Source organism: Mesorhizobium sp. XAP4, from assembly GCF_029269325.1.
Lineage (GTDB): Bacteria > Pseudomonadota > Alphaproteobacteria > Rhizobiales > Rhizobiaceae > Mesorhizobium > Mesorhizobium ciceri.
Genome location: NZ_JARIXW010000001.1, coordinates 822,274 through 840,928, shown reverse-complemented (window position 1 = coordinate 840,928; position 18,655 = coordinate 822,274). Strand labels below are relative to the sequence as shown.

The 18,655-nt window shown below is 63.6% G+C and carries 14 protein-coding genes; all 14 read right to left on the bottom strand.

The genetic code is table 11. From position 1 onward, the window contains the following. Window positions 1-141 precede the first annotated feature (141 nt). Entirely contained in the window at window positions 142-834 is a 693-nt protein-coding gene (locus P3C39_RS04220; protein ID WP_275952737.1) for a TIGR02453 family protein, read from the bottom strand. Then, window positions 834-3,038 carry an NAD-dependent DNA ligase LigA gene (ligA, locus tag P3C39_RS04215; protein WP_275952736.1) on the bottom strand — a complete coding sequence of 735 codons (2,205 nt, stop codon included), beginning with the start codon at window positions 3,036-3,038 and terminating at the stop codon, window positions 834-836. The genes P3C39_RS04220 and ligA overlap by 1 nt, the downstream gene beginning before the upstream one ends. 112 nt (window positions 3,039-3,150) lie before the next feature. Continuing rightward, window positions 3,151-4,824, bottom strand: coding sequence for a DNA repair protein RecN (gene recN / locus P3C39_RS04210; protein ID WP_063172486.1), 1,674 nt, complete (start codon window positions 4,822-4,824; stop codon window positions 3,151-3,153). Window positions 4,825-4,943: 119 nt separating this feature from the next. After that, on the bottom strand, window positions 4,944-5,813 hold the full coding sequence (locus P3C39_RS04205) for an outer membrane protein assembly factor BamD (protein WP_013530965.1): 870 nt from the start codon (window positions 5,811-5,813) through the stop codon (window positions 4,944-4,946). Window positions 5,814-6,076: 263 nt separating this feature from the next. After that, window positions 6,077-7,027 (bottom strand): UDP-3-O-acyl-N-acetylglucosamine deacetylase, encoded by a 951-nt coding sequence (gene lpxC, locus P3C39_RS04200; protein WP_013530964.1) that lies wholly within the window; start codon window positions 7,025-7,027, stop codon window positions 6,077-6,079. A gap of 281 nt (window positions 7,028-7,308) precedes the next feature. Beyond that, window positions 7,309-8,988, bottom strand: coding sequence for a cell division protein FtsZ (gene ftsZ / locus P3C39_RS04195; protein ID WP_027160634.1), 1,680 nt, complete (start codon window positions 8,986-8,988; stop codon window positions 7,309-7,311). 68 nt (window positions 8,989-9,056) lie between these two features. After that, window positions 9,057-10,364 (bottom strand): cell division protein FtsA, encoded by a 1,308-nt coding sequence (gene ftsA / locus P3C39_RS04190; protein WP_013530962.1) that lies wholly within the window; start codon window positions 10,362-10,364, stop codon window positions 9,057-9,059. Beyond that, window positions 10,361-11,302 carry a cell division protein FtsQ/DivIB gene (locus tag P3C39_RS04185; protein WP_024501462.1) on the bottom strand — a complete coding sequence of 314 codons (942 nt, stop codon included), beginning with the start codon at window positions 11,300-11,302 and terminating at the stop codon, window positions 10,361-10,363. Before P3C39_RS04185 ends, ftsA begins: the two co-directional genes overlap by 4 nt. Then, window positions 11,290-12,216: a D-alanine--D-alanine ligase gene (locus P3C39_RS04180; RefSeq protein ID WP_275952734.1), complete on the bottom strand. Its 927-nt coding sequence runs from the start codon at window positions 12,214-12,216 to the stop codon at window positions 11,290-11,292. The genes P3C39_RS04185 and P3C39_RS04180 overlap by 13 nt, the downstream gene beginning before the upstream one ends. Before the next feature lie 390 nt (window positions 12,217-12,606). After that, entirely contained in the window at window positions 12,607-13,572 is a 966-nt protein-coding gene (murB, locus tag P3C39_RS04175; RefSeq protein WP_013530959.1) for a UDP-N-acetylmuramate dehydrogenase, read from the bottom strand. Beyond that, the gene (gene murC / locus P3C39_RS04170; RefSeq protein ID WP_013530958.1) at window positions 13,569-14,975 is read right to left on the bottom strand and encodes a UDP-N-acetylmuramate--L-alanine ligase; all 1,407 of its coding nucleotides are present in this window, start codon (window positions 14,973-14,975) and stop codon (window positions 13,569-13,571) included. Before murC ends, murB begins: the two co-directional genes overlap by 4 nt. Next, a complete protein-coding gene (gene murG / locus P3C39_RS04165; RefSeq protein ID WP_275952733.1) occupies window positions 14,972-16,099 on the bottom strand; it encodes an undecaprenyldiphospho-muramoylpentapeptide beta-N-acetylglucosaminyltransferase in 1,128 nt (375 codons plus the stop codon). The genes murC and murG overlap by 4 nt, the downstream gene beginning before the upstream one ends. Before the next feature lies 1 nt (window position 16,100). After that, window positions 16,101-17,252, bottom strand: a complete 1,152-nt coding sequence (gene ftsW, locus P3C39_RS04160) for a putative lipid II flippase FtsW (protein ID WP_013530956.1) — start codon at window positions 17,250-17,252, stop codon at window positions 16,101-16,103. After that, window positions 17,252-18,652: a UDP-N-acetylmuramoyl-L-alanine--D-glutamate ligase gene (gene murD / locus P3C39_RS04155; RefSeq protein WP_275952732.1), complete on the bottom strand. Its 1,401-nt coding sequence runs from the start codon at window positions 18,650-18,652 to the stop codon at window positions 17,252-17,254. The genes ftsW and murD overlap by 1 nt, the downstream gene beginning before the upstream one ends. Between the last annotated feature and the right edge of the window lie 3 nt (window positions 18,653-18,655).

Sequence of the window (18,655 nt, the reverse complement as noted above, 5' to 3'; positions counted from 1 at the left end):
CATGTCGCCCAAAAGGGGGTAACGACATGCACAACAACAAGGGAAGCGCGGTATGTAGGTGGCGCGGCTTGCCGTGTCACACGAATTCGCTTGAGCCAAACGATCAGCGGAAATGATCGCTGGATCGGCTGAGTTAGACGCTTATTCCTTCAGGATCTTGCCCTCGATCGCCCTGCCCCAGTCGAGCAGCGGCTTGGCGCGCAAGGTGAAATCGACGAGCTCGTCGACCAGATCAGCCGTATGGATTCCCCCGGGATCGATAACATGCTGGACGACAAAATGCCGGTTGCGGATGGCGGCGACAAGGTCGGCATCGCTGATTTCCTCGAAGCCGCGTGGCGTACGCTTCATGCGGCCTTCGGTCTCGAGTTCAAGCCGGTTCTTCTTCAACGCCGCCACCAGGGCGCGAAACCTGTCCGGCTTCGTCGCGATGGCTTTGCGCATCGCCAGCAGCAGCGCCGGCTCCGGCTGCCACCAGGCAATGTCGGCAAAGCAGCGCTCAAGCCCGATATGCACGTAGAACACGCCCTGCTCCATCTTGGTGCCGTCGGGCGACAGGATGGCCGATAAATGCCTGTTGTAGGGCCGCTTGTCTTTGGCGAAGCGCACGTCGCGATTGATGCGGAACAGCGACTTCTTGCGATCCCCGCGCAGGCCAAGCCCGGCCTCGGCGAAGCGCTCGGTCAGCGCGTCGACGAGATCACTGAGCGGATCGCGCAATTCCTGTTCGAACAGGTCACGGTTCTCCCAAAACCACTCTCGGTTCTGGTGGAAATCCAGCGCCTTGAGGAACGGAATGGCTTTTGGGCCGAACCCTTTGAATGCGCCGTCCATCAGGCCTTGCCGATCCGCGCCAGCCAGGCATCTTCGTCGATGACCTCGATGCCGAGTTCGCTGGCGAGCTTGAGCTTGGAGCCGGCACCCGGCCCGGCGACCACCAGATCCGTCTTCGCCGAAACCGAGCCCGCGACCTTGGCGCCGAGGCGCTCCGCCATCGCCTTGGCCTCGGAGCGTGTCATCTTTTCCAGCGAGCCGGTGAAGACGACCGTCTTGCCGGCGACCTCGCTGTCGGCCGAGACGTTGACGATATACGGCTTCGGCTTGACTTGGCGGAGCAACGCATCAAGCACGTCGTCATTGCGCTCATTGCCGAAGAAGTCGCGAAGCGCATCGATCACCGTGTCGCCAATGCCGTTGACCGACGGGAAGACACTATGCGGATCCTCCGCTGCCGCTGTCTCCTTGCCGACGCGGATCAGTTCCTCGATGGTCGAGAAGGTGCGGGCAAGCACGGCGGCTGTCGTTTCGCCGATATGGCGGATGCCGAGCGCGAAGATGAAGCGATCGAGCTCCGGCTCGCGGCGCGAATCGATGGCCGCGAACAGCTTGTCGAGGCCCTCATAATTGCGGTCCTCGACGCTGCGCACGTTCTTGCGCGTCTTGCCCGATGCGGCCTCGCGCTGCCTCGCCTGTTCCTCGCGCCGTTCCGCCAGCGCCCTGGTGACAGCCGGACGGCGATCCCTGAGCGTGAAAATATCGGCGGCGGTCCTGATCAATCCCGCATTGAAGAAGGTGTCTATGTTCTCGGCACCAAGGCCTTCGATGTCCAGGGCACCGCGCGACACGAAGTGGCGCAATCCTTCCACCGCCTGCGCCGGGCAGATCAGCTCGCCGGTGCAGCGGCGGCGGGAATCCTCCTTGCCGGTCTTCTCGTTGATCTCGCGCGTCGCCGGCGAGCCGCAGATCGGACAGGTGTGCGGGAATTCGTACGGCACGGCATCGGCCGGCCGCTTGTCGATGACGACGCTGACGATCTGCGGAATGACATCGCCTGCCCGCTGGATCACGACCGTATCGCCGATGCGCACGTCGATGCCGTCGCGGATCGGCTGGCCGGTCGAGTCCAGGCCCTTGATGTAATCCTCATTGTGCAGCGTGACGTTCTCGACCACGACGCCGCCGACCGTGACCGGCGCCAGCCGCGCGACCGGCGCCAGCGTACCGGTACGGCCGACCTGGATGTCGATCTTCTGAACGGTCGTCATCGCCTGTTCGGCCGGAAATTTATGCGCGATCGCCCAGCGCGGTTCGCCGGTGACGAAGCCCCAGCGGCGTTGCAACTCCAGCTGGTCGACCTTGTAGACGACGCCGTCGATATCGTAGCCGAGCGCGGAGCGCTGCTCCTCGATCCGATGATAATGCGCGATCAACTCCTCGGCCGATTTCGCCCGCACCATCAGCGGACTGATCTTGAACCCCCACTCGGCGAATTTCTGCACCGAATCATACTGGGTCGGAGCCGGATCCGCTGTCGTGTAACCCCAGGCATAGGCGAAGAATTTGAGGTTTCGGCTGGCGGTGACGGACGGATCCTTCTGGCGCAGCGACCCGGCCGCCGTGTTGCGCGGATTGACGTAGTCCTGGCCGCCGACGGCGGCCGAGCGCTGCTTCAGCGCCTCGAATTCCGCATAGGTCATGTAGACCTCGCCGCGTATCTCGATGGTTTCGGGCCAGCCCGAGCCTTTCAGCTTTGCAGGGATGTCGGCGATGGTCTTCAAATTGGCGGTGATGTCTTCGCCGACGGCGCCGTTGCCACGCGTTGCGCCCTGCACGAACACACCGTTTTCGTAACGCAGCGAAGCCGATAGCCCGTCGATCTTCGGTTCGGCCGTGAACGCAATGTCGAGTTCCTTGTCGCGATCGAAGAACCGCCGCCCGCGTTCGATGAAATCCGTGACATCATCGTCGGTATAGGCCTTGGCAAGGCTGAGCATCGGCACGGCATGGCGCACCTTGGTAAAGCCTTCCGCGGGCGCTGCTCCGACCCTGAGCGATGGCGAATCCTCGCGCACCAGCGCCGGAAAGCGCTCCTCGATGGCAAGGTTGCGCCGCGCCAGCGCATCATACTCGGCATCGGTGATAACAGGCGCATCTTCGGTATGGTAGCGCCGGTCGTGCTCGGCGATCTCTTCCGCCAGGCGCTTCAGCTCGGCTTCGGCCTCGCTTTCGGTCAGGGCATCGACTGGTTTTTCGGACATACTTTCCTTCCCCGGACGGTGGCCCGCCACAATAGATCAGGATTCTTGGAAAATCATTCCTGAACAGCAGGATGGAGCCATATCCTGACTCGATCCCTGACATCAGCTGTTCTTATGCCGCCGTGGTATTTTCGCGCAGCAGCCGCTCGGCGGCGGCGCGGGCCTCGTCGGTGATGGTGGCGCCGGCCAGCATGCGCGCGATCTCTTCCTGCCGCGCCGGCCGGTCCATCTCGGCAATGCCGGTGGCGACACGGTCGGTGGTGCCGGATTTGGAGATCAGGAAATGCGTCGCCGCGCGTGCCGCGACCTGTGGCGCATGCGTCACCGAGAGCACCTGGACGCGCTTCGACAGCCGCGCCAGCCGCTGGCCGATCGCGTCGGCGACAGCGCCGCCCACCCCAGTATCGATTTCATCGAAAACCAGCGTCGGCGCCGAGCCGCGGTCGGCCAGCGCAACCTTCAACGCCAGAAGGAAGCGCGAAAGTTCGCCGCCGGACGCTACTTTCATCATCGGCCCGGGCCGCGTGCCTGGATTGGTGCGCACCCAAAATTCGATCTGGTCGATGCCCTCTTCCATGCGGCTCTCGGCCTCGCTCTTCATTTCCACGATAAAGGCGGCGCGTTCGAGCTTGAGTGCCGGCAATTCCGCCATCACCGCCTTGGTCAGGCCGACCGCCGCCGCATGGCGAAGCGAGGACAGCTGCGCGGCGGCAATGTCGTAGGTCTCGCGTGCCGCGGCGGCCTGCTTTTCCAGCCCGTGCAGGCGCTCCTCGCCGGCATCGAGATCGGCAAGATCGGCCGACATCGTGTCGCGAAGCTGCGCCAGATCGTCGACGGCGACGCTGTGCTTGCGCGAGGCCGCGCGCAGCGAAAACAGCCGCTCCTCCGCCTTCTCCAACCGCTGCGGATCATATTCGGTGGCGCGCAGTGCTGCCTCGACCCCCGATTGCGCCGCGTCAAGCGACAACATCGCCTCGTCGAGCGACTTGACGACGTCGTCGAGCAGGCCGGGCGCCTCAGTCACCTTGCGCTGCAGCCGCCGCAGCAGGCTGGCCAGTTGCGGCAAGGGCGAGGACGGGCCGGACAGCACATCCTGCGCATCATGGATTTCGGAAGCGATCTTCTCGACTCGCATCATCGATGCGCGCAGTTCGGCGAGATCCGTCTCCTCACCCGGCTGCGGATCGAGCTTCGTCAACTCCGCCACCGCGGCGCGCAAATAGTCGGCCTCGCGCGCGGCCGCCGCCACCTTGGCGCGGTGGCGCGACAGCTCCTGCTCGCAGGCGCGCCAGTGCCGCCATGCCTCGCCGGTCGAGCGGACGGCGCCGAGATGGCCACCGAAAGCATCAAGCACCTCGCGATGCGCGCCGGGATCGACCAGCGCGCGTTCATCGTGCTGGCCGTGGATCTCGACCAGCGCGCGCCCGACATCGCGCATCAGCGTGACGCTCGAAGGCTGATCGTTGACGAAGACACGGGTGCGGCCATCCGCCGTCTGCAGGCGGCGCAGGATGATGTCGCCGTCATCCTCAATCGCATTGTCGGCAAGCAGCGCACGCGCCGGATGATTGCGCGGCACGTCGAAGACGGCGATGACCTGGCCTTGCGCCGCGCCATGACGCACCAGCGACGCGTCGCCACGCGCACCGAGCGCCAGCGACAGGGCATCGAGCAGGATGGATTTGCCGGCACCGGTTTCGCCGGTCAGCACCGAAAGACCCGGCTGGAAGTCGATATCCAGCTTCTCGATCAGGACGATATCGCGGATCGACAGTCTGGAAAGCATCAGAACCCGAATCTAGAACGGCACGCGACCATTTGCAGTCGCAGCGCCGCACTATCTTTTTGTTTGAGCACCGGATCAATCCGAAAAGCGCTGTGAACGCTTCAGTCGATGCTCATACGTCAGGCGCCGGTGATCATCTTTCCGGCCTTGGATATCCACGACCCTGCATTTTCGCGCGGTGCAAGCCCATTGCTCTGCAAGAGCTTGTAGGAATCCTTGTACCACGAGCTGTCAGGGTAGTTGGTGCCGAGCACCGCGGCGGCGGTCTGCGCCTCCGAAGTCAGACCCATCGCGTAATAGCTTTCGGTCAGACGTGCGAGCGCCTCCTCGACATGGCGCGTGTTGGAATAGTTCTCGACCACGGTGCGGAAGCGCTTGACGGCGGCGATGTATTCACGCCGCTCGAGATAGTAGCGGCCGATCTGCATCTCCTTGCCTGCCAACTGATCGTTGGCGAAGCGGATCTTTTCCTTGGCGTCGTCGACATATTCCGATGTCGGCCAGCGCGTCACCAGATCCTGCATCGTCTGAACGGTCTGACGCGCTTCCTTCTGGTCCTGCGTCACGTCCTTGATCTGGCGGTAGTAGCTCAAGCCGATGATGTACTGCGCATAAGCAGCGTCATCGGTCGACGGGTAAAGCGTGAGATAGCGCTTGGCCGAGCCGATAGCCTCATCGTAATTGCCCTGGCGATAGTCGGCGAAAGCGCCCATCACCATCGATTTGCGGGCCCATTCCGAATAGGGATGCTGGCGGTCGACGGCGTCGAACTTGCGGCTCGCCTCCTGCAGGCGCCCGGCATTGAGATTGGCAAGGCCCTGGTTGTAGAGAACATCGGCCGGCTCGGTCTGGTCGACATAGGTCGACAGGTCGATATCTTTCTCCGACGACATGCAGGCCGACAGGAAGAGCGATGGAACAACTACTGAAAGCGCCAGGAAAACGGCCCTCTGCGGTGCTTTCAATTGACCAACTCGCTTGAAGAACATGATTGGATCTCGCCCTTTCGGCGCTATTTCAATGCCAGTTACATGCCATTGTTTCAAAACTGGTCCCCACTTTTGAACGACATGCACTAATCGACGGCAGCAGCCATAAACCATAACCGCCTTGCCCGGCAACGCTATCTCCGGCCAATCGCACATTTTTGTGGCGGCCGGACGCAGCTTGGACATCAATGCAATTTCACTGGCAGGTGGTGCATTCCTGCAACACGCGCAATCGCCCATGGAACCCGAAAAAACTGGGAAAATCAGATCATCCAGGGCGCGTAGAGCGGCGCGTTGACGGCGTTCATCTCGGCGCTGCGGCCACGCTCCCGGCGCGTCGTCTCGACGATCTCGAACGCCGTGCGATCCGACAGCAGGCGGCGCAGGGCCGCGGCATTCATCCTGTGGCCGCCGCGATAGGAGCGGAAGCAGCCGATGAAGCGGGCGCCGGCCAGCGCCAGGTCGCCCATGGCATCCAGCGTTTTATGGCGCACGAATTCGTTGGGATAGCGCAGGCCGCCCATGTTGATGACGCGGTTGTCGTCGCCGATCACTAGCGAATTCTCCAGCGAGGAGCCGAGCGCATAGCCTGCAGCCCACAGCCGCTCGACATCCTTCATGAAGCCGAAGGTGCGGGCGCGCGCGATGTCGCGACGGAAAATATCGGCATTGAGGTCGGAGGCAAACAGCTGACGGCCGATCGCCGGGCTTTCGAAGTCGATCTCGATCTCGAAACGGGTTCCGTCATAGGGCCGAAACTCCGCCCACGAGGCGCCGTTCTCGATGCGGACCGGCTTGATGACCCTGATATAGCGGCGCTTGACCGAAAGCGTCTCGATGCCCGCCTGGTCGATGGCTTCGACGAACGCCATGGCGCTGCCATCGAAGATCGGAACCTCGGAACCGTCGATCTCGACAGCGACATTGTCGATGCCGAGCCCAAACAGCGCCGCCATGATGTGCTCGACCGTGGCGATATGCTCGCCGGCGGGATCACCAAGCATGGTGCACAGGTCGGTGGCGCCGACTTCCGAAACCAGGGCACGAAACTCGCGGCCCTGCTCGGCACCGTTGAAAAGCTGGAAAACGATGCCGGTGTCGGCATCCGCCGGCATGAAGCTGATGGACACTTCCTTGCCGCTGTGGACGCCGGTGCCGGTAAGCGACGCGCGCGTCTTCAATGTCGTCTGATAGTCGTGCAAGACAATCCCCATAAGCCCGTAATGCCTAGGTCCGCTTCTCCAGCCCGAGGGCGCGGCTCTTGTGTGAATCGGCTGGCAGGGCGACTTCCCCCGAAATCCCGGCAAACCGATGATCGTAGGCAGCGAAGATAATGTCCCGTCAGGGAGACTCCAAATCACGGTTTCTTACTCTGTGTAACCGCGAACTGGAATGGGTGCGACTTTGTAAGTTGTTGAAATCACATCATTTAAAACGTTAACAGGCAAGCGATTCCTCGCTTGCCTGTTAACAAATGTTACAGTCCGTTTACCAATCAGTTGGCCTGGCGGCGCAGGAACGCCGGAATCTCCAGCTGATCGTCTTCCTGAGTCGTCCTCACCTGCGGCGTCAGGCGGCCCTGATCGTCGAGTTGGCCACGGCGCGGCGCATAGAGCTGCGCATCCTGGCTGGCGAGGCGGCGCACTTCGGGCGCGGCCTGGCGCAGCTTGGGCTCGCGCGGCTGCGCCGGCTGCAGCCTTGCGGGTTCTTCCTCGCGGCGGGTCAGTCCGTTGGTCAGGCGCTTCAGCAGGCCCATCGGTCCGCTGTTGTTCTCGTGGTCAACCGGGCGGCTCTTGGCATCCACCTCGGCCTTGACGACCGGCGGGAAGTCCTCGACGCGCGGCATACGCTGAGGCGCCATGGCAACAGGCTGCGGGGCTTCGCGCAGCATCTCGCGCGGCTGCGGGGCCGGCTGCATCTGCTGGACCACCGGCTGCGGCATCGGCTGTGCTGGCGGCGCCTGGAAGATTTTGCTCTGCGGGCGGAAATCTTCTGCGTGAGCGACAGGAGCCGGGCGCGCCTGCGCCATCGCCGCGGCATTGGCTTCGGCCAGTTGGATGGCTTCGGCGACAGGGTCGACAGCGCGTGGCTCGTAGGCCGCCTGCTGAACAGGCGCCGGGCGAGCCTCCGCGATCTGAGCCACCGGGCGGCTGACCGGCTTCGGAGGCGCCGTGCGGATCGAGATCGGCGCAGCGGCGATTTCAGCCGCCGATTTGTCGATGCCGGTGGCAACCACCGAGACGCGGATGACGCCTTCGAGTTCCTCGTCGAAAGTGGCGCCCAGGATGATGTTGGCGTCCTGGTCGACTTCCTCGCGGATACGGGTCGCCGCTTCGTCGACTTCGAACAGCGTCAGGTCGCGGCCGCCGGTGATCGAGATCAGCAGGCCCTTGGCGCCCTTCATCGAGGTCTCGTCGAGCAGCGGGTTGGCGATCGCCGCTTCGGCGGCGGCCATCGCGCGGCCCTCGCCCGAAGCCTCGCCGGTGCCCATCATCGCCTTGCCCATCTCGCGCATGACCGAGCGCACGTCGGCGAAGTCGAGATTGATCAGGCCTTCCTTGACCATCAGGTCGGTGATGCAGGCGACACCGGAATAGAGCACCTGGTCGGCCATGGCGAAAGCATCGGCGAAGGTGGTCTTGTCATTGGCCAGCCGGAACAGGTTCTGGTTGGGGATGACGATCAGCGTATCGACGCATTTCTGCAATTCCTCGATGCCGAAGTCCGCGGTCTTCATGCGGCGCTGGCCTTCGAAGTGGAACGGCTTGGTGACGACGCCGACGGTGAGGATGCCCTTTTCGCGCGCTGCGCGGGCAACGACGGGAGCAGCACCGGTGCCGGTGCCGCCGCCCATGCCGGCTGTCACGAAGCACATATGGGTGTTGGTCAGGTGATCGAGGATTTCATCGATGCACTCTTCCGCCGCTGCACGGCCGACTTCCGGCTGCGATCCCGCACCGAGCCCCTCGGTGACGTGAGCGCCGAGCTGGATCAGGCGGCCTGCCTTCGACATGGTCAGCGCCTGAGCGTCGGTGTTGGCCACCACGAACTCGACGCCGCGCAAACCGGCGGTGATCATGTTGTTGACGGCATTGCCGCCGCCGCCGCCGACACCGAACACGGTGATGCGCGGCTTAAGCTCGGTGATGTCCGGCTTTTGCAGATTGATGGTCATTGTCTCCGTCCTTTGCCTTTCACGCCGCTTCGCCGCCGCGGCCGCCTATGGGGCTGTCCCCGTCAATTTTAGAAACTGTCTCTCAACCACTGACTCATGCGATGCAGTTTTCCGCCCGTTCCGGTCATTTTGAGACCGGAAATTCCTTTCGCCGGATGGCTCTCGAAGCTCGCCATCTGCGGGTAGATCAGAAGCCCCACCGCGGCCGAGAAGGCCGGCCCCTTCGCCGCTTCCGGCAGGCCGGCCACGCCGAGCGGGCGGCCGATGCGCACATTTCGTCCCAGGATGCGGCGCGCCGCCTCCGGCAGGCCGGCAAGCTGGCTGGCGCCGCCGGTAAGAACCACACGCTTGCCCACTGCATTGCCATAGCCGGACTTGTTCAGCCGGTCGCGCAGCAGTTCGAGCGTCTCGTCGATGCGGGCGCGCACGATGCGCGTCATCACCGAGCGCGGGATCTGCAAGGGCACGTCGCCATCGTCACCGATCGGCTGGATCGAGACCAGGTCGCGATCGTCGGCGCTGCCGGGCAGCGCCGAACCATGCATCACCTTCAGCCGTTCGGCGGCATCAAGCGAGGTCGACAGCCCCTTGGCCATGTCCAGCGTGACATGGTTGCCGCCGATGGCGATGGCATCGCCATGGACGAACTTGCCTTCCGAAAACACCGAGATCGTCGTCGTGCCGCCGCCCATGTCGATGCAGGCCGCACCCATTTCCAGCTCGTCGTCGACCAGCGCCGCCAGCCCGCTGGCATAGGGCGTCGCCACCATGCGCTCGACCGACAGATGCGAACGGTTGATGGACAGCTCCAGATTGCGCATCGGCGCGGCGTCGCCGGTCAGCACATGCATGTCGACGCCGAGTGCGTCGCCGACCATGCCGCGCGGATCGCGCACGCCGCGTTCGGCATCCAGCGAGAAGCCGACGGGAAGCGAATGGATCACTTCGCGCTCGGCCTTCAGCGCCTGCTTGGCGCCAGCACCGAGAACGCGCTTGATGTCGGCCTCGTCGGCCTCGTGGCCGCCAAGATTGATGGTGGCGGAGAAGGCTTCGCTCTTCAGCCGGCCGGCCGTCATGTTGACGATCAGCGAATCGACCGTCAGCCCGGCCATGCGCTCGGCTGCGTCGACGGAAAGGCGGATGGCATGCTCCGCCCTGTCGAGATCGACCACGACACCTGACTTCACGCCTTGCGACTTCTGATGGCCGATGCCGATCACCTGGATCCGGTGCGAACGGCCGCGCAGCAGCTTGCCGTCATCGCACGGCTTGAGCTTGGCCACCATGCAGCAGACCTTGCTCGAACCGACATCCAGCACCGTCAGGGTGCCAGACCGGCGCGACGCGGCATCGCCAGGACTGCCAAGCCAGCTCATATCTTCGTCTCCGGCTTGCGCTTCAGGCTCTTGGGTTTCTCGTTGAGGGCGGCTTCGCGCTGCGTCGCCGCTTCCGCCGTCAACTGCACGACCAGCCGGTCCGTCAGGCGCATGTCGACGGCGGCGATGTCGCGCGACAGCAAACCGTTGTCATGATCCATCTTCACGAGTTCGGCGAGCGCCTGATCCTCGTCGTCCTCGGGAAGCTTGATGGTGATGCCATTGTCCAGCTTCAGGTCCCAGCGCCGTTCGCCGACACGGATATAACCTTTGATCCGGTTCGCGAGCTCGGGATATTTTTCGACCTTGGCCAGGAAATCGGGCGCGCTCGCCGGCGCGCCGGTGCCGATCAGCAGCGGCAGAAGCACCTGCTTGCCGCCCGAGAACGGCGCGATCATGGCGCCATTCCTCTCGATGACCGAAAGCTCGTCACCCTGCTGCCAGAGCGCGAAAGCCTCACGCTCCTCGACACGCACTTCCAGCGTATGCGGATAGACCTTGCGCACCGCCGCGACCTCGATCCACGGCAAGGTCGCAATTCGTTCCCGCGCGGCCTCGGCATTAAAGCCGATCAGCGACGTCCAGCCGTCGAGTTCAAGCCTGTCGAGTATATCGATTTCCGAGGTCTGGCGATTGCCCACCACCTTGACCTGATCGACGGCAAATCCGGTACGGGCGGTGATGCTCTGCACGATACCGTCGACATGACCGCCGAGATAGGCGCCATAGGCACTGCTCGAGAAAATCAGCACGGCCGACATCATGGCCGCGGAAAAGCGTGGCGCCTGGAATTCTCCGACACCGAGGCGCGCCATAATGCGCACCGGGCGGCGCAGCATCCGCGGCAGCACGAAATGGTCCAACGACAACGACAGGCCGAACAGCGCCGGACCGGCCGCGCCCCTCTCCCTACCCTGTCCCCATTTCAACGCAGACACGAAGCGTCCTCCACCATCCAACTCAACAAATCGCCAAACGAGTGCCCGGCATGGGCGGCGATTTCAGGCACCAAGGACGTCGGCGTCATACCCGGCTGGGTGTTGACCTCGAGCCAGACAATCTCGCCGTTTTCGGAATGCCGATCGTCATAACGGAAGTCCGACCGGGAAACGCCCCGACAGCCGATCGCTTGGTGAGCCTTGAGCGCCAGTGTTTGTATTTTTTGGTAAATATTCGGTGAAACTTTTGCGGGGCATTCGTGCTTTGATCCCCCGGCGACATATTTTGAATCATAGTCGTAGAAGGAATGGCCGGTCGGGATGACCTCGCAGACCCCCAGCGCCACATCGCCCATCACCGCGCAGGTCAGCTCCCTGCCGTGAATGTAGCGCTCGACCATGACGGTATCGCCATATTTCCATTCCGACGAGCCAAGAACCTGCGGCGGATGCGACTGGCCTTCATGCACGATGACGACGCCGAAGCTTGAGCCCTCATTGACCGGCTTGACCACATAGGGCGGCTTCATCGGATGCTTGTTCTGGATGGCGAAGCGGCTGGCGACCTTCGATTCGGCGACCACGATGCCGACCGCCTTGGCAACCCGTTTGGCCTGCTCCTTGTTCATGGCCAGAGCCGAGGCGAGCACGCCGGAATGGGTGTAGGGAATGCCGAGATATTCGAGGATGCCCTGGATGGTACCGTCCTCGCCGAAGGGGCCGTGCAGCGCATTGAAGGCGACATCGGGCTTGAGCTCGGCAAGCACGGAGCCGACATCGCGCCCGACATCGACGCGGGTGACCTGGTAACCTTCCTTCTCAAGCTCATCGGCGCAAGCCTTTCCGGAGGACAGGGACACGGGCCGCTCGGACGAAAAACCACCCAGCAGGACGGCCACATGCTTGTTTTTCATTCCCCGGCATCCCCTCTCTCACGGCGGACCAAAACCAGATTTTCCGCAACATTGAGTCAGAGTCTCCCGGCAGGTTGCCCCCCAGACGGAAAACGCTGAAAACGCGTCGAACGACTCAAATCAGGAAACGCTTTCGAGCAGAGAATCAGAGAGTTGATTCACTGGCAAGTGCTTACGATTCCGAGAGATTCACTTTCTGAGAAAATGGATGCGAAAAGCGTGTCGTTGAGTCTTTGCGGCAACGGTCGCGGACCGTTTTTCGCCTCGTTGAAGTTCATGCATCACATGAACTTCAACACGCGCTAGGTGTGTCGAGATTCAGGTCAGGCCGAGTCGAAAACGATGGCTTTCGAGAACCGGAGCGGAGCATCACCTGAATATCAGCGCACCTTAAAGGAGCTGCCCGAGAAACTCCTGAACGGCATGCCCTGGCCGGAAATTGCCGATGCGCTTGATTTCCCATTGCAGCCGGATACCGGAATTCTCCAGCACCCGCGTGCGCACCGTCTCGCCGAGATATTCAAGGTCGTAGCCGGTCGCGGTTCCGGTGTTGATCATGAAGTTGCAATGCATCGGCGACATCTGCGCGCCGCCGATCATCAGGCCGCGGCAGCCCGCTTTGTCGATCTCCTTCCAGGCCGATGTGCCGTCGGGATTCTTGAAGGTCGAGCCGCCGGTCTTCTCGCGGATCGGCTGCACGGTCTCACGATGGTTCTGCACGGCCTCCATCGCAGCCTTGATGGTCGCCCTGTCCTCGGCAAAGCCTTCGAACACGGCGGAGGTGAAGATCAGCCCGGAAGGAGCCGCCGAATGGCGATAGGCGTATCCCATATCGGCATTGCTCAGCGTCTGCACATTGCCCTTGCGATCGAGTGCTCGCACTTCGATGACGCGCTCGCGCGTCTCGACGCCATTGGCGCCGGCATTCATTCGCAGCGCACCGCCGATTGCACCCGGAATGCCGTGGTAGAAATGAAAGCCGCCAATGCCGGCCTCGAGCGCCACCGCTGCGACGCGCTTGTCGGGGGTCGCAGCTCCCGCCTTGATCCTGATTGGCGAAATCACCTCGGCATCGCCGAAGCCCTTGGCCGAAAGCCGAATGACAAAGCCCTCGATGCCGCCATCGCGGACCAGAAGGTTGGAGCCGACGCCGACGACCGTCAGCGGTATCTCCTCGGGAACGGCTTTGAGGAACGCGGCAAGGTCCTCCTCATCGGCCGGCTGGAACAACGCTTCAGCCAGCCCCCCGGCACGGAACCAGGTGATCTTGTCCATCTCGGCGTTCGGCGTCAGGCGGCCACGCAGGCCGGCAAGCCGGTCGCCAAGTCTGTCGATCAGGGCCTGGCCGTGCATCATGAGACGGTCCCGCCAAGCTCCTTGGGCAACGCATAGGCCCATTGGGTGATGTTGCCGGCTCCAAGGAAGACGACGAAATCGCCCGGCTTGGCCAGATCACGGACGATGGGCGCAATCGCCGCCGGGCCCTCGATGTAGCGCGCGTCGCGATGACCGCCGGCGCGGATGCGCGACACCAGCGCGTCCGAGCTGACGCCGTCGATCGGCTCTTCGCCGGCCGCGTAGACCGGCGCCACCATTACCGTGTCGGCGTCGTTGAAGCAGGTGGAAAACTCGTTGAACAGATCATGCAGCCGGGTGAAGCGATGCGGCTGGGCAATGGCGATGACACGACCCTGGGTGGCGCTGCGCGCCGCCTTCAGCACCGCCGAGATCTCGACCGGATGGTGGCCGTAATCGTCGAATATTTCGACGCCGTCCCACGAACCGGTATGGGTGAAGCGGCGCTTGACGCCGGCGAAGGACGACAGGCCCTTCTTGATCGCCTCGGCCGACAGGCCGAGTTCGTGCGCGACCGCGATTGCTGCCGTCGCGTTGGAGACGTTGTGACGGCCGGGCATCGGCAGGCGCAGGCCTGCTATGACAGTCTGGCCGCCGGTCTTGCGGTCGCGGATCACCACGTCGAATTCCGAAATGGCACCTGACATGCGGTGATTGGTAAAGCGCACGTCGGCCTGCGCATTCTCGCCATAGGTGATGACCCGGCGGTCCTCGATGCGGCTGACCAGCGCCTGCACTTCGGGGTGATCGGTGCACATCACGCCAAAACCGTAGAACGGAACGTTCTCGACAAACTGGCGGAACGCCTCGCGCACCTTGTCGAAGCTGCCATAGTGGTCAAGATGCTCGGGGTCGATGTTGGTGACGACCGCGATCTCGGCCGGCAGTTTCAGGAAGGTGCCGTCGCTCTCGTCGGCCTCGACCACCATCCATTCGCCGTCGCCCATGCGGGCGTTGGTGCCGTAGGCATTGATGATGCCGCCATTAATCACGGTCGGATCGAGCCCGCCCGCATCGAGCAAGGTCGCCACCATCGAGGTCGTCGTCGTCTTGCCATGCGTGCCGCCGATCGCCACCGCCTGGCGAAAGCGCATCAGTTCGGCCAGCATCTCGGCCCGGCGCACGATCGGCAGCAGCTTTTCGCGCGCGGCCTTCAGCTCAGGGTTGGATTTCTTGATCGCCGTCGAGACGACCACCACCTCGGCATCGCCGAGATTCTCGGCCCTATGGCCGACGAAGCATTCAATGCCCTTGTCGCGCAGCCGCTGCACATTGGCGCTTTCGGCCTGGTCGGACCCTTGCACCTTGTAGCCGAGATTGTGCAGCACTTCGGCAATGCCGCTCATGCCGATGCCGCCAATGCCGATGAAATGCACAAGGCCGATGGTCTGCGGCATCTTCATGCTTGCGTCCCCTTCCTGAAATCCGAAACGGTTTTTTTGGACGCAATAGCCTCTGTAAGATCGGCGAGCAACCGTGCCGCGTCCGGCCTGCCGGCCGATTTCGCACCCGCCGCCATCGCCGTCAGCCGACCGGGGTCGTCCATCAGCCCGCCGACAAGCGCTGCGATGCGTTCGGACGAGAGCGAGGATTGCGGATGCACTTCGCCGCCGCCGGCAGCGGCAAGGGCCGCCGCGTTCGCCGCCTGATCGTGATCGAGCGCATGGGGGTAAGGCACCAGCAGTGCCGGCCGGCCGATGACGGCGATCTCCGAGACGGTCGAGGCGCCGGAACGCGAGATCACCAGATGAGCGGCCGCCATGCGTGCCGCCATATCGGTGAAGAAGGGCGAGACCTCGACGGCGACGCCAAGGGTGGCATAGGCCGCCTTGACCCGCGCCACGTCATCGGCGCGCGCTTGTTGGGTAATGACCAGCCGTTTGCGCTGGGCGTCGGAAAGCAGCGCAATGGCTCCCGGCACGGCATCGGAAAAGAATTGGGCGCCCTGGCTGCCGCCAAAAACCAGCAGGCGGAACGGTTGATCCCCGGCAGATGCCGCATAGGCAGTCTTGGCCGCTTCCAGCACCGCAGGCCGGACCGGATTGCCTGTCGTCACCGTCTTGACCCCGGCTGCACTGCTGTCCTGCGGCAGGAAGCCGCCGGCGATCGCGTCGACACGGCCGGCCAGCGCCCGGTTGGCGCGCCCCATCACCGCGTTCTGCTCATGGATCAGGGTCGGTACCTTGCGCCGTGTCGCCGCGTAGAGCGGCGGCAAGGTCGGATAGCCGCCGAAGCCGACGACGGCATCCGGCTTGATCCTGGCGATGACGGCAGAAGCCTGGCGCACGCCGCGCCAGATTTTCCAGAAGGCACCAAGCAGGGCAAAAGGGTTTTTCGAGCCCATCGTCGCCGACTGGATCGGGTGGACGGCAGCGGCCGGAAAATGGCCGGCGAAACGCTCGGCACGGTCGTCGGTTGCCAGGTGCACCGACCAGCCGCGCTCGTTCAGCTCATGCGCCAGCGCCTCGGCCGGGAAAAGATGCCCACCGGTGCCGCCTGCCGCGAGAAGGATGACGCCTCTGGCCATATCACTCCGCCGGCACGGCGCGTTGCGACAGGCCAAAGCCCATCTGCTTGCGCTTTTCCGGCCGCTTGCGTGTCAGTGCCAGCACCATCCCCATCGAGATGGCGATGGCGATCTGCGAGGAGCCGCCATAGGAGATGAACGGCAGCGTCATGCCCTTGGCCGGCACAAGCTGGAGGTTAACGCACATGTTGATGACCGCCTGCAGGCCGAAGACGGTGACGAGGCCGCCGACCGCATAGCGGGTGAAATCGTCATGTTCCTTCAGCGCCGTGTTGAGCCCGCGCAGCACGATGAAGGCGAATATCGACATGATGAAGAAGCACATGATCAGTCCGAACTCTTCGCCTGCGACCGAGAAGACGAAGTCGGCATGGCTGTCGGGAATGACCCGCTTGACTGTGCCCTCACCTGGTCCGACGCCAAACCAGCCGCCATTGATCAGCGCGTCGCGTCCCATATCGACCTGGAATGTGTCGCCTTCGCCGGTAAGAAACTTGTCGATGCGCAGGGCAACGTGCGGGAACACCGTATAGGCGGCGAAAACGCCGCCGACGCCGGCGGCACCCAGCGCAACGATCCACAGCCAGGGCAGCCCGGCCATGAAAAACATGATGCCCCAGGTGCCGGTCGTCAGCATGGTCTGGCCGAGATCCGGTTGCGCCACCAGCAGCGACACGACCAGTACCAGCAGCAACATGGCGAACAGATTGCCGGGAATGTCGGGCTGGCGCTTGTGCTCAGCGAAAAGCCAGGCGCACATGATGACGAAGGCTGGTTTCAAAAATTCCGACGGCTGGATCGACAGGCCGGCAAGCGACACCCAGCGGCGTGCGCCCTTCACCTCGACGCCGATGTAGAGCACCGCCACCATCAGCACCAGCATCAGGCACAGCATGATCAGCGCCATGCGCCGGATCTGCCTGGAATCGAGGAACGACACAGCCAGCATCACGCCGAGCGCCGGTACGGTGAAGATGATCTGCCTGGTGGCGAAGTGGAAACTGTCGAGGCCGATGCGTTCGGCGACCGCCGGGCTCGCCGCGAAGGACAGCACGATACCGAGGCCCATCAGCGACAGGAACGCCGCCAGGAACCAGCGATCGATCGTCCACCACCAGGTCGCAACCGGACTTTTGTCGAGACGGCTCTGCATTATCGTGCCCCTCCGATGGGTTTCACACCCTCGATAGCATTCGCAGCTTGCCTGAAGGCTTCGCCGCGAACTTCGAAATTCTTGAACTGGTCGAAGCTGGCGCAGGCCGGCGACAGCAGCACCACCGCCTCGCCGCTGTCGTCCTTAGCCGCATCATGCGCGGCGTGCTCGACCGCCGCGGCCAGCGTGCCTGAAATCTCGTAGGGCACGGCCTCGCCCAGCGTCGCCGAAAACGCCGGCGCCGCCTCGCCGATCAGATAGGCCTTGGCGATGCGCGGGAAGAAACCGCGCAAGGGTTCGATGCCGCCTTCCTTGGGCAGGCCGCCGGCGATCCAGTAGATGCGCGCGAAGCTCGACAGCGCCGGCGCCGCAGCATCGGCATTGGTCGCCTTGGAATCGTTGATGAACAGCACATGGTCCTTGCGGCCGACCTGCTCCATGCGGTGCGCGAGGCCGGGAAAGCTTTCCAGCCCCGACTGGATCTCGCCAAGCTCCAGCCCGACCTTGAGGCAAGCGGCGACCGCAGCCAGAGCGTTCTGGGCATTGTGCTGGCCACGCAAGGAGCCGATGCCTTCGAGGAAGGCGACACGGCTGTAACGGCCGTGCACAGCTTCCATCAAATTGCTGCCATCGGCGAAATAGCCGTCGGTCAGCGGCAGGCGCTTGGAAATGCGGATGACATGCCGCCCCGCCCGCTCCAGCCGCTCGGCAATCTGCGCGCACCAGGAATCGTCGATGCCGACGATCGCCGTCTCGCTGCCGGCCACCAGCCGCTCCTTGATCGCGGCGTAGTGCTGCATGGTGCCGTGGCGGTCGAGATGATCGGGCGTCAGATTGAGCAGGATGCCGGCCGTCGGATTGATCGAGGGCGCGAGATCGATCTGGTAGGACGAACACTCGACGACATAATGCCGATCGGGCTCGGGCTGATCGAGCGTCATCACCGCGCGGCCGATATTGCCGCCCATCTGGGTATCGCGTCCTGCAGCCTTCAGGATATGAGCGGTCAGCGCGGTCGTCGTCGACTTGCCGTTGGTGCCGGTGATGGCGATGAAAGGCGCTGTCGGCGCGCTCAGCATCCGCTCGCGGCAGAAAAGCTCGATATCGCCGATGATCTCGACGCCTGAGCCGCGCGCCAGTTCCACCGTCCAATGCGGCTTGGGATGCGTCAGCGGCACACCAGGCGACAGCACGAAGGCCGAGAATTTCGCCCAGTCGGCGCCGCGCAAATCAGCGGTCGCGATACCGGCAATGGCGGCCTTGGCCACACTGTCGGGATTGTCGTCCCAGGCCAGCACGTCCGCGCCGCCCTCGATCAGCGCGCGCGCCGTCGCGATCCCCGAGCCACCGAGCCCGAAGAGCGAAACGCGCTTGCCTGAAAAGGATGCGGCGGGGATCAAAGG

Excerpts from the sequence above, each read along its gene's own strand:
- P3C39_RS04205 (WP_013530965.1), bottom strand. The coding sequence starts at position 5,813 with ATGTTCTTCAAGCGAGTTGGTCAATTGAAAGCACCGCAGAGGGCCGTT.
- ftsA (WP_013530962.1), bottom strand. The coding sequence starts at position 10,364 with ATGAGCTGGCTTGGCAGTCCTGGCGATGCCGCGTCGCGCCGGTCTGGC.
- murG (WP_275952733.1), bottom strand. The coding sequence starts at position 16,099 with ATGGCCAGAGGCGTCATCCTTCTCGCGGCAGGCGGCACCGGTGGGCAT.
- ligA (WP_275952736.1), bottom strand. The coding sequence starts at position 3,038 with ATGTCCGAAAAACCAGTCGATGCCCTGACCGAAAGCGAGGCCGAAGCC.
- murB (WP_013530959.1), bottom strand. The coding sequence starts at position 13,572 with ATGATGCACGGCCAGGCCCTGATCGACAGACTTGGCGACCGGCTTGCC.
- P3C39_RS04180 (WP_275952734.1), bottom strand. The coding sequence starts at position 12,216 with ATGAAAAACAAGCATGTGGCCGTCCTGCTGGGTGGTTTTTCGTCCGAG.
- ftsW (WP_013530956.1), bottom strand. The coding sequence starts at position 17,252 with ATGCAGAGCCGTCTCGACAAAAGTCCGGTTGCGACCTGGTGGTGGACG.
- recN (WP_063172486.1), bottom strand. The coding sequence starts at position 4,824 with ATGCTTTCCAGACTGTCGATCCGCGATATCGTCCTGATCGAGAAGCTG.
- P3C39_RS04220 (WP_275952737.1), bottom strand. The coding sequence starts at position 834 with ATGGACGGCGCATTCAAAGGGTTCGGCCCAAAAGCCATTCCGTTCCTC.
- ftsZ (WP_027160634.1), bottom strand. The coding sequence starts at position 8,988 with ATGACCATCAATCTGCAAAAGCCGGACATCACCGAGCTTAAGCCGCGC.
- murC (WP_013530958.1), bottom strand. The coding sequence starts at position 14,975 with ATGAAGATGCCGCAGACCATCGGCCTTGTGCATTTCATCGGCATTGGC.
- lpxC (WP_013530964.1), bottom strand. The coding sequence starts at position 7,027 with ATGGGGATTGTCTTGCACGACTATCAGACGACATTGAAGACGCGCGCG.